The following is a 12,049-nucleotide window of genomic DNA, read 5'->3' on the forward strand; positions in this document are numbered from 1 at the left end:
ATGTTCGGTAGTAAAGACTGGTGAACAGGATCATAAAAACTTCTTATTGTACGAATGAACGATCCATTCGAATTTCGGTAATTAAACCATTCTTTGACCAAAACTCTATTGTCATGTCCTTTTTCCAATCAACATAGCCTATTACAGGATCAGACATCTGCTCTTCTCTCCGTTTGTAATAAGATCCGCCAAACACTTCCATCGCATCGGATAATTGAGAACCAACCTTAATTCCTTTAGCAACTTCCAAACCATCACTATTTAGAACAATGCGAATAAGTTTATGCTCTTTATTAACAGCCACATCAATGCCTTGATCTACTTGGAAATAATCATACATAGCATTATTAATTTTAGTCATTGGTTTTCCTTTGAAAGCCTCATCGTCTAGACTTTCGCCCAAATAATATCCATATGGCTTAGCTATAGATAAATCAGTGTTTTTCGTGTGCCAAAAAGAATATTCTCTAGTTAAATAAAAATGAGCAAACCAACCCAAACCAATTATATCGAATAAGAGTACACCTATTAATAGTATTTTAGTTTTAATGCTCAATCACAAATCACCTCTATTTCTCAATTACTCGAACGTTCATGTTAGTGAAACACACTGCCCTGCGGACCCGTAATATAGGCAATATATTGCCGGGCATCCCGTTCAAGGTCTTCATCCGAAGCGTTCCTCACATCATGCAACACGAATGATGGAGCAAAAATACCGTTGCAACGCGTTATTGTCGCTTGTAGTGGTTTCGTGTATTCACTGATTGACGACCAGTTGTAGCCGCCTGCCTGATATCCTTCTTCCGAGCCGCCAGTCGTAATGGCAAGCACGAACGTCTTGCCTTTCAGCTTATCTCCTCCGGGGCCGTAAGCCCATCCCCGCATCAACACGTCCTCAAGCCATTTTTTCAGCAAGGCTGGACAACTGTACCAATAGAACGGAAATTGTAAGATGATACGATCGTGCTCGAGTAATAGGCTCTGCTCCTTCGCGACATCAATCTGGTAATCCGGATATTCAGTGTCCAAGTGACGAACCGTTATATCAGGAACCTTCAGTATCTCGGTCAATCTTCGTTTGTTGGCACGCGATGACGCCAAGTTCGGGTGCGATGCAATAACAAGTATTTTCATAAGTCATTCTACCTCCTTTCGAATACGATTCAATCACAATAGCTTAAGAGCTGCGTTCACCATATCCAATAGGACAAGGCGGTCTTGGTTCACTCTAGCCATGATACTAATACCGTGATTTAAGCCATTGAATAAGCGCGCTAACTCTACAATATTTTTATCCTGCGTTATTTCCCCTGATTGTTGACCCTTCTCGAGCAATAGATAAAACTCTTTCTCCAGACCTTCGAATCTTTCCTCAATTAACCGGCGTACTTGTTCGTCCGCTTGATCGAGCGAAACAGCGGTATTGGTGATAAAGCACCCGCGAGGAAGAGCTTCGTCTACAGACATATCGATATGCTGAGTAAAATAGTTCTGAATCCCTTCCTTAACCGACTGCGCGTTTCTTAGCACATCTCGTTTACGGTCCCCGATATGCTTGTAGTGGTTTAAAGTTTCGATAAACAGCGATTGCTTATCAACGAAAACTCGTAAAGACTAGATCTGCTAAGACCGGTCTGCTTCAGTAGATCCGGAATCGCAACCGCTTCATATCCTCTGGACCAAAATAAATGCATTGCTTGCTGGAGCACATGCTCACGGTCGAATTCTCTAGGCCGGGCCATATTTTTCACCTCTCAAGAGCATTATATTTGTTTTGGAACGATCAGTCCATAACTGTTTCAAAAAAGTGAATACCGTCTTGCGCACAAATATCGAGCACCTTCAGGTATTCACATATAGTACGATCACTTTATTTTTTCAGGGCAGCTTGGATATGCTGATTCAACGCAGACACATTGGCAAGCGAAGTTGGTTGATCCGATAAGTTGAAGCTTTGCTTAAGCTTTGCGATGCGATATACGCTGGCATCAATAACCGATTGCGGAATTTTACCGCTTTTCGCTGCAGTCATTAGAGCATTTAGTACTGCTTGTTGCTGTGTCAAATCATGTCCGACAAGAATAATATCTGAACCTGCCAACACAGCTTGCACAGAAGCGGGACCTATCGCCTTAAACTTTTCTACAGCCCCCATCGTCATGTCGTCAGTGATAACAACACCGTCAAATTTCAGCTCACCTCTAAGGTAGTTTTGAATGACAGTGCGGGACATCGAAGCGGGAGTATTGGGATCAAGTTTAGACATTAGAATATGGCCGACCATCACTATAGGAGCGCCTTCCTTAATTGCTGAACCAAACGGCACGAATTCTATGGAGCGAAGTCGCTGAAGATCGTGATTGACTACTGGCAACCCGAAGTGAGAGTCAACGGAAGTATCGCCATGGCCGGGAAAATGCTTAACAGCGGGTATAACTCCCTGCGACTTTATTCCAAGCATCTCATTCACACCCATGCTGCTGACCACTTTTACAGTAGTTCCAAAAGCTCGGTCGCCGATGACTGGATTGTTGGCATTCGTATTTACATCAAGCACCGGTGCAAAATCGGTATTAAGGCCGACGGCATTCATCGCTTCACCTAGTGCAGCACCAACTTGATAAGCATATTTTGTGTCATTCGTGCTGCCAACGGTCTTACTCGCGGGGAACGACGTTATTTCCTTTGGTAAACGAGAAACTCGCCCTCCCTCCTGATCCGCGCTCAAGAGAAGCGGCAGCTTTCCGCCAGCATCATGATTGATCTGCTTTAGTTCATTTACAAGCTTATTCGTTTGTGATGCGGATACTATATTATTGCTATATAAAATGATTCCGCCCACTTGGCGTTCCTTTATTAGCGAACTAATCTCGGGCTGCACTTCCGTACCGTCCATCCCAACCAACACCATTTGACCTATCTTCTCAGACAAACTCATATTAGCAACCAAGTCGGTTATCTGATCAGCAGCTGGCTGTTCGTGGACTACAGGCTGCGGAGCTGTTGATACCGAACTATTTGTTGATGAAGGCGGCGCCTCGGAAGCATTTGAATCTGAGTGCGCAGTACTACATCCGGAAAGTAATATGAGGAACAATGCCGCTGCGTACACAAAAGAGAATCGATGAAATCGCATTTGAACCTCCTGTTTAAGCTACTATTTGGTAGTATTATACACCTGCAAGAAGCGAGCTTATACGTTGGCATGCCCGTAAAGACATGCACGGCTTCAACCTTTATAAATAATCTTTCTCAGCTCATTTGTCTGGGCTTTCGGAATTTCATAGCCTTGACCACTATTAACAGTGTCTACAAGCAAGGCAGTGCCTCAAGCCTCAAACAGATTACTAATAATGACGAATTAAGATGCGACAATGTTTCCATCCAGTTGTTTCTAAAACTAAGCAACCTATTCTCACCTCTAGTAAGATAAATTTCAAAATGACCACCAAATTGTACCACTTTCTTGCGATCTTGTGCTTTATAAAAAACAAAGGCAACCGGTCGAGATGGCCGGCTGCCTTTGTTTCTGGATTCAACTATCGTATTCATTCCATTTCAACAACTACAAAATTTCAATATAACCATCTGTCCCATGTACACGAATTCGCTGTCCATCCTGTATTAGTTTGGTGACATTTTCCACTCCGACAACGGCTGGTAAGCCATATTCACGTGCGATTACAGCTCCATGAGTCATCAATCCACCAACTTCTGTAACGAGGCCACTGATGGATACAAACAATGGTGTCCAGCCGGGATCAGTGAATTTAGTGACCAGAATATCTCCATCTTCTAGATAAGCATCGTCCATATTTAAGATGACTCGTGCTCGTCCTTCAATTACACCTGAAGAAACAGGCAGACCTGCAATAGCTTCGGCAGGGAGATTTTCTCGCTTGTACTCACCTGTAATAATTTCACCATCAGATGTGATAACACGTGGGGGAGTTAGTTTTTCGTATAATTTATAGTCACTTTTTCGCTCACTGATAACCTGATAATCCAGTTTGTTTGTGCGTACGACTTCGTGAAGCTCTTCAAAAGAGAGGTAGAATATATCTTCTTTTTCAAAAATGACCGACGCTTGTACGAGCTGTTCCGCTTCTTTCAGTAAAGCCTGTTTATAAACGAAATAGCGGCTAATCCAACCGTATTTGGGATATTCCCGATAACCAATGAAGTTCCGGATGAGGTCGATCTTTTGTTTTGTTTCTGCGGCTTTCTGTTCTCCATCCGGTAATTGCTTCAATCGTTCTATTAACTCTTGTTCTTTTTCCAAAGCTTCCTGGCGTCCTTGCTCAAAATTTTGATGGCCGGCATTAGGCTCAAAGGCTTTGATGTTACCCAGAATCATGGGAACAAGTGTAATTGGTTTTTCACTCCAACGCGTGTTAGAAATATCGATTTCTCCGGCGCATCGCATTCCATATTTATTGAGATAAGCATTGATTGCAAATTGAGCTTCTTGCCCACCTTCGAACTTAACTAATTCATACAAAAAGTTATCATCTTTAACATGTTGTAAATAATCAATGACTTCCGGATAAGGACGAATGACATCGGCAACATCCATTAACGCCAAACCCATCTCCGAGGTAATATTGTTTGGCACAGATTGAGACAGCGTATCGGCTGCGTTTTTCTCACCTAACCACTCATTCATTTTTTCATTGATCCATAATGAAGCATTAATAGCAGACATAAACACAGCCGTACTTCGTGGGTCAAATAAGATCTTCTTTAATTGCTGGATATCTTCCAAAATAAAATCAAGTAAATCCGATCCTGATTTCGTCTGTATGTTCTGTTTCAGCTCTTCTACCGATGCGCGATTACTTTGAATCAATTCGACAACGATGTTCGGATTGTTTTCAATTTGTGCCTGCATATCTATGTTACTTCTACCTAGACTTGGTGCTGTTTGATCAGTTGGTGGTAACAATTTTATAAAATCTCGCTCTATTATAGTCATGAGTGCGCCTTTTGTGAGCGGATCGGGCCCAACGGTATTTAATAATGTTTCCCGACTGACAGATGTTGCCAGCCTAGGTGCAACATCAATAAACAATCTCCCACCGGCTCTACGCATAGGTGCAGGAGTAATTAACAGGTAAAAAGACAATCCCATTGGTTTTATGGGATCTGTCATCATTTGTTGATGACCAACAGATAGATAGACGTGATTTTCTTGATCATTTGCTTCAGGGATCGGGAATAATGTAGTGATCGGACGGCTCTGGACAATATAGAAGGTATCATCAACCAAACACCATTCGATGTCTTGGGGGCAGCCAAAATGTTCTTCGATCTGTCTTCCGATGCGTGCCAGCTCTAAAATTTGTTGCTCTGTAAGTGTTTGAGACATCTGCTGATCGGGATCAAGCTGTATTGTCTCTGTACCGCCTTCTTTTCGTCCATAGATAGCAATTTTTTTTGCTGCTATCCTCTTATCGAAGATTTCTCCATCGCGAACTTTATAACTATCAGCCGATACCAAGCCAGAGACCAGTGCTTCCCCAAGTCCAAAACTCGCATCGATGGAAAGCACCTTACGATTAGAAGTAATGGGATCAGCAGTAAACAAAATGCCTGAAGCCTGCGGGAAAACCATCCGTTGAATGACAACGGCTAAATAAACTTGATTGTGATCAAATCCATTTTGCATGCGGTAAATGACTGCTCGATCCGTAAATAGTGAAGCCCAGCATTTGCTGATATGCTGCAGGATTGCTTCTTTGCCGATGATATTCAAATAGGTGTCTTGTTGACCAGCAAAAGAGGCATTCGGCAAATCTTCAGCAGTCGCACTAGAACGAACGGCATAAGCATGTTCCTCTCCAAACTCAGAGAGATAATGAGTGACGGCTTCCACAACCTCGGATGGGATTTGTATATCCAAAATGAGTTGTCGAATATCCCTGCAGATCTCCGTGATTTGAGCACGATCATCTGCTTTTAAGCCTGTTAGTCTATTCAGTAAAGTATGATACGTTTCGTTTTGCTCGATGGCGATTTGATATCCCTCTGTTGTTACACAAAATCCTTCTGGTACTTGGATTCCTTCTATTGTTGATAATTCCCCTAAATTTAACCCTTTTCCTCCAACGAGTAAAAGCTCCGTGTTTTCCATTTCTTTAAAACCCATTACGAATGAGGTCATTCAATCTCTCCTAACTACTAGTAAATTGAGAAAAACCATTTGACAAGAGTTTTAACGGCATGCTACAATAAAATTGTAAGATGAACTTACTTTGCTCTAACTCAAAAAGACGGTGTTGGTCTGATTATAACATTGCGTCTACATATAGGCAATACAAAAGAACCTCGGCAGCTGCCCAGGTTCTTTTTTTGATTGTCCGCTCTTCCTTGCATCATTTGTGGACCGGTAATCTGATCTCAATCCTCGTGCCTTCGTTGACCTTGCTTTGATAGTTGATGCGGCCATGATACTGTTTAATAATTTTATGACTAATCATGAGACCAAGTCCCGTCCCCTTCTCTTTCAAGCTATAGAAAGGTTGTCCCAATCGATGAAGGTGCTCCTCGGGAATACCGCAGCCATGGTCTTGAATAGTAATAAGGCATTCTCCGTTATCTATTTGCAGGCCAATATGAATTTCTCCGCCATGTGGCATGGATTCGATCGCATTCTTAAATACATTAAGGAACACCTGCTTCAATTGATCCTTCACACATGTAACCGGGAAATACTCCCCTTGGTATTCGCGTTTGAACTCAATATTGTTTACTAACAACTGCGGTGCCAAAAACTCGAGTGTCTGTTCGATGACCTCTTTGACATTCGTAGTGGTAAAGGCATTAGCTTGCGGTTTAGCCATCGACAGAAGCTCGCTCGTAATGATCTCAATACGTTCCAATTCGTCTTGGAGCAAATCACCGTACTTCATTGTGGGATTTTCAAGGTTATACAACTGGAGAAACCCTTTGATGGTGGTCAGTGGATTACGAATTTCATGGGCTACACCTGCCGCTAATTCCCCAACAATGGACAGTTTCTCGGACTGTAAAAGAAATTCCTCCGCTTTTTTACGCTCGGAGATGTCTCGGCTGATGATGACGATATGCTCAATTCGGCCACCCTTCCCCTCGACCGGTTTACAGAGCGAATCAAATGGTATTAAACGCCCGTCTTGATGCTGGAATCGAATTTCCATCGATTGTGTTGTCTTCCTCTCCAATATCTTTCCTACGGTTTGGTTAAACACCATCGCATCATCGGGGCATATGATCCGGTCCAGCTCCGCGCGATCCTGTGCAAGACCGGGATATCCTAACACAAACGTATGAGAAGGAGAAAAATACCGTATCGAGTGATCAGGATCCATCACCACGATGAGGTCAGATGTATTTTCTGCGATGAGGCGATACTGATACTCGCTTGCGTTAAGCGACAATTCCATTTCATTTCGTTCGGCAATGGTACGACGCAGACGTTCATGGGATTCAATCAGCAGACCGCCTAATAGAACTCCTAATATGACGAACAATAAATACTGAATATGAAAGAGTGGCTCATGCACTAGAATACGGAAAGTAGACACGATTGTCATGTAAAGCACGATGTAAGCACCTGACAACGCCAAGCTTCTCTTAAAGGGCGGCAGCTGCCAACGGGAAAAGTAAGATTGTAAGATGGAGAAGACGATCATAATAAATAACCAGCCGCCTATGGCGGGGAACCAATTTCCGCTTGAAAGCAATCGGATAGACAAGGCGAATAAGCCTGTGATTATGCCTGGAACGGGGCCAAGATAAGCAAATGTCAAAATGACGGGGGCATAGCGGATATCATAAACGTAGCCTTGCTGTTTCACGGCTAATAGAACGAGAACAATGGAGACGACGCCAGCATAGAGACCGCTCCAAATCAGCGGATGCTTTAACGGCCTGAGATTGATAAACGAACGGATTACTAATGGTGTACTAACTAAGAGAGAAAAAATCGCCAGATTCACGATGTAATCAAAAAGAAACAAGAAATATCACCTACGCCTCGTAGTCTTGCTATAGCGACGTTGACTTGACCTGCTGCGTTTAATCCTTCTGCGTATATGAATACTATATTTAAGTTCGAAATCCTTGTCATTTTGAAGTAAAAGTTTTTTTCTTCAAGTCCTGCTAGTATTTAGACGTATAAAAATCTAGTTTGTTGCGCTTTTCTGTTGCAAATTAGGTTTACCATGCCGCACTAACACGTGTCACATGTATTTTAATTCCTGAAGAACCTCCTCATAGGTTCCCCTATCACTCCAATGATCCGCATTGCGCTTTAAATCATTAACGGCAGCTCCAACGATACTAGCATCAATAAGATTTTCCCTTGCAATTCTTCGTGCCAATGACGGCATAGCTGGACCCCTGAAATCTGATGGCACTTCATCAGCTTGTATTGTAAATCCCTTATGCCAATGAAGCTCTATTGAATAACTCATACATAGTTTCTCCAAAGTTCTCCCTACTGCAGTTTCTTGAAACGATGGGTCTGCCACAAGAATATCCACATCATCTTGCAAAGTAATATCACCGTGAACCTGAGCTTCAATAAAATAATTAAGATTTCGACTAGGCATCTGTTTTAGGCGAGTAGTGATCAGTGCTTCTGAGGCGTTCAATAATCGTTCGAGTACTTTTCTTGGTGAGAGATTGTTCTCTCCAAGGGTATATTCTCGGAAGAATGCGTCTTTAAGGACAGCCGCTATAATATCATCAAATTCTTGATAGGTTCCTTGTACAATAGGATAATCCTGGGATCCTCCATATGTAAATGTAGTTCGATAAGATGCCTGAGGAGATAGAAGGAAATAACATGACCCAAATCTTGGAGATGGACCATCAGAATGAAACATGACATCCAACGCTCCGTATTTCGGTCTTTCACTGTGGGTTACGTCCGCCAGCTGATAGGCTCCTCCAAACAAATCCCTCTCCCAGACATCCCGGGCACCACCAGGATAGGCAGACACGCTGCCATTAGAAATCTGTGTTTCAAACTGACTTTTATAGATTCCTTGCTCAAGTAATGCTTCCGCTACGCTTTTCATGTCTGCAATTGGGCGGTCTGGATGGAAATGCATCGCTACTCTGGCTTGCGAATGCAATTTTGAGATATAAGTCTCAAATATCTCGAAGGGGATATTCGACAACTGGAGAATTTCTCGAATTGATTCTTTTGCAGCCGCCCTTCTAGTACTAGCATATTGATTGATATACAGATAAGCCATGGTCTGTGAGTTCGTAAGGCGACGTTCAGTTGGCATGTCATCACCATCCTTAAGAATCAATTAAACTTGAAATCCTATTGCTTGCTACCTCGATAAATATTCATCCCCCTTCAGATGAGCCTCCGACATGGCTTAGAACATCTCCCACATCCACTCATCCCCAAGGTTGTTGAAGCCAATCCAACCTAAAAACAACACTTTTCGCATTTCTATCACTCTGCTTCATCTGATGGGCTATATCGCGAATATGAAAATTTGACCAAGCCCATGCTTGCCCTTGAAGGCCCATCTCCTCCAGCTTGTCAGCGGAAGCAAGCGCATCGCTAATTACTTCTCCGATCCGCTGCTCGGAGTGGCGTTCCTTTGAATTATGGTCGCCGAAATAATACTGCCAGGCCTCGTCATATACAGGCTGGTCCACTAGGCCAAAATATCCGTGATGCTTATTGCCAACACAGGCTTTCCACTGCAGTTGACTCCCAACCAGATGGGTTCACTTGAAAACGTGCACGTTATCCGCTAGCATCCGAAGCACCAGCGGATCAATCGGAGACAAGTTGGATTTACCATGACGAACAGCCGATCCGAAATGCACTTCCTTTACACCGGTGTCTTGAATAAAACTCGTAATGTCTTCCGTTGTAAGACCGCTGCCAGCCAATATGATCAGTTCGCCTTCGCTGGCTGCGGCAACAAGCCGCGCCATCTCCTGAGCCGACTCAATCGCCGGCCGCTGCCCGGCAGAAGTCAGTACACGTGTAATTTGTGGATACTTCATAAGTGTGTGCAACCCCTCAAGCTGATCTTCCAGCTCATCGAAAGCACGGTGGAACGTCACTTGCAGACCTTCGGTGAGCGGCAGCAGCCGCTCAAGCGCATGCTCGTCAATATTCCCCTCCGGTGTTAAAGCGCCAAGCACAATGCCTGCCGCGCCAGCTTTTACAATCGCCTTTATTTCCAAAGCCATTGTATCGATATCATGCTCTGAGTACACGAATGAGCGGCTGTGTGGACGCACCATTACGAATACCGGAATGCGGACTGCACAAACGACTTGCTCTACCAAGCCGATCCCTGGCGTTAAGCCGCCTTCCGTAATAGCCGTGATAAGCTCCAGGCGGTCTGCTCCATTCGCCTCAGCTGTCAAAGCATCGTCCATACAAGTTGCAATAACTTCTAATCGCATGTATAAACCTCCTAATTGCATGTACATATGCCAGTGTTAGCTCTACTATACCCGGCAAAGTATGCTTCTTCAACGTTTGGGTATAGTATCTAGAAACACAAAACATTTCCAGTGGTAGGTGCCATAATTGTTAACGTCATCAAATGAAGGCAGCCCTTCACAAGAGAATAATGCTCGGACGGTCAGTTCTAACCTCAAAGAGAACGAACAAACACTCATAGCCATATTTGAGCACTGCTCGGACGTGATCTTCCGTCGTTTAACCCTGCACAATGATGCCAAACTTCTGCTGGTATACATTGACGGTATGATTGATAAAGATTTTGTTCAGTCCAGTATCCTTAAACCGTTGATATATGAAGGAGTTCCTCAAGGACTTGGGGCATTAGATAGCCTTGCCCAGATGTGTGATCAAGAATTTGTTGCAGCTCTCCAGACCACACGAGTAACCTCCTTCGAAGAAGTCGCGGATCATATTTTAAAAGGCAGCGTAGCGTTCCTGGCTGATGGTGAAACTTCCATCCTTCTGGCTGATGTCGCTCAGTTCGAGACCAGATCTATTGAAGAGCCTTCAACGGAGGCTTCCCTGCGCGGCACCCGTGAAAGCTTTACCGAGCAGCTGCGAACGAATACAACCATGCTCAGACGGATTATCGTGACGCCTGATCTTAAAATGGAAACCTTTCAAATTGGCAAATTAACGAAAACCGATGTTGTTCTCGCTTATATCCGAGGTCTTGCATCAGACAATTTGCTCGAAGAAGTAAGGTCAAGAATCGAGACGATTGATATCCAAGGTGTCTTGGAATCTGGTTATATTGAAGAATATATTGAAGACACCAACTATTCACCTTTTCCGCAAATGATGAGTACCGAACGGGCAGATGTCGTATCCGCGGGACTTATGGAAGGACGAATAGCTGTCTTCGTTAACGGCTCTCCTATCGTTCTGGTCGTACCGATGACGTTCTGGGATGGACTTCAAGCCCCGGACGATTACTACGAACGCTTTTTGTATGTAACCATGAACCGTTGGATCCGTTATTTGTTCGCTCTTTTTTCAATCCTATTCCCTTCCATTTATATCGCGTTGACCACGTATCATCCCGAAATGATGCCGCCAAAACTTATGATGAGTATCACGGGTCTTAGGGAGCAATCCCCTTTTCCGACGGTCATTGAGGTGTTTTTGATGGAATTTATGTTTGAAGGATTGAGGGAAGCTGGGATTCGTCTTCCGCAGCAAATTGGTCCGCTCGTCAGCATTGTGGGAGCATTGGTAATCGGTCAAGCTGCCGTCGAGGCAGGAATTATTTCGGCGCCTATCGTGATTGTTGTATCGGCGGCGGGTATTTCCTCATTTGTAATACCGCGTTACCGTTTCGGTTACCCCTTAAGAATGCTGAGGTTTCCACTGCTGATTTTATCTGGAGTATTTGGTCTGTTTGGTGTGGCTCTTGGCTTGATTTTGATCATGATCCACCTCATCCATTTAACTCCACTCGGAACACCATATCTTCAGCCGATCGCGCCGACGAAGAAGAGCAAGTTGAAGGATGTTTTTTGGAGACGGCCTCGTAAGGGTACGAGCTAGCAGATACACCTGATTGTTAGG

General features: G+C 43.8%; 11 protein-coding genes. 1 reads left to right on the plus strand and 10 read right to left on the minus strand.

From position 1 onward, the window contains the following. Positions 1 to 43: 43 nt before the first annotated feature. From AC0YNT_RS15395 to AC0YNT_RS15440, 10 genes are all read right to left on the minus strand, one after another. Positions 44 to 556 (minus strand): hypothetical protein, encoded by a 513-nt coding sequence (locus AC0YNT_RS15395; protein WP_475805401.1) that lies wholly within the window; start codon positions 554 to 556, stop codon positions 44 to 46. Positions 557 to 597: 41 nt separating this feature from the next. Further along, positions 598 to 1,137, minus strand: coding sequence for an NAD(P)H-dependent oxidoreductase (locus AC0YNT_RS15400; protein ID WP_475805402.1), 540 nt, complete (start codon positions 1,135 to 1,137; stop codon positions 598 to 600). A gap of 33 nt (positions 1,138 to 1,170) precedes the next feature. Beyond that, positions 1,171 to 1,533: a TetR family transcriptional regulator C-terminal domain-containing protein gene (locus AC0YNT_RS15405; RefSeq protein WP_475805403.1), complete on the minus strand. Its 363-nt coding sequence runs from the start codon at positions 1,531 to 1,533 to the stop codon at positions 1,171 to 1,173. Between the two features lie 35 nt (positions 1,534 to 1,568). After that, entirely contained in the window at positions 1,569 to 1,745 is a 177-nt protein-coding gene (locus AC0YNT_RS15410) for a TetR/AcrR family transcriptional regulator (RefSeq protein WP_475805404.1), read from the minus strand. A 128-nt stretch (positions 1,746 to 1,873) separates the two neighbouring features. Then, on the minus strand, positions 1,874 to 3,139 hold the full coding sequence (gene nagZ, locus AC0YNT_RS15415; protein ID WP_475805405.1) for a beta-N-acetylhexosaminidase: 1,266 nt from the start codon (positions 3,137 to 3,139) through the stop codon (positions 1,874 to 1,876). 429 nt (positions 3,140 to 3,568) lie between these two features. Beyond that, the gene (ppsA, locus tag AC0YNT_RS15420; RefSeq protein WP_475805406.1) at positions 3,569 to 6,166 is read right to left on the minus strand and encodes a phosphoenolpyruvate synthase; all 2,598 of its coding nucleotides are present in this window, start codon (positions 6,164 to 6,166) and stop codon (positions 3,569 to 3,571) included. Between the two features lie 211 nt (positions 6,167 to 6,377). Continuing rightward, complete coding sequence (locus AC0YNT_RS15425; RefSeq protein ID WP_475805407.1) at positions 6,378 to 8,003, minus strand: ATP-binding protein; 1,626 nt, start codon at positions 8,001 to 8,003, stop codon at positions 6,378 to 6,380. Positions 8,004 to 8,225: 222 nt separating this feature from the next. Continuing rightward, positions 8,226 to 9,284, minus strand: a complete 1,059-nt coding sequence (locus AC0YNT_RS15430) for a DUF3626 domain-containing protein (protein WP_475805408.1) — start codon at positions 9,282 to 9,284, stop codon at positions 8,226 to 8,228. 118 nt (positions 9,285 to 9,402) lie between these two features. Continuing rightward, positions 9,403 to 9,669, minus strand: a complete 267-nt coding sequence (locus AC0YNT_RS15435; RefSeq protein WP_475805409.1) for a hypothetical protein — start codon at positions 9,667 to 9,669, stop codon at positions 9,403 to 9,405. Between the two features lie 72 nt (positions 9,670 to 9,741). After that, a complete protein-coding gene (locus tag AC0YNT_RS15440) occupies positions 9,742 to 10,434 on the minus strand; it encodes a copper homeostasis protein CutC (protein ID WP_475805410.1) in 693 nt (230 codons plus the stop codon). 127 nt (positions 10,435 to 10,561) lie between these two features. On the opposite strand from AC0YNT_RS15440, the gene AC0YNT_RS15445 reads away from it, so the two are divergent. Continuing rightward, positions 10,562 to 12,028: a spore germination protein gene (locus AC0YNT_RS15445; RefSeq protein WP_475805411.1), complete on the plus strand. Its 1,467-nt coding sequence runs from the start codon at positions 10,562 to 10,564 to the stop codon at positions 12,026 to 12,028. Positions 12,029 to 12,049 lie beyond the last annotated feature (21 nt).

Source organism: Paenibacillus sp. J22R56 (assembly GCF_056269375.1).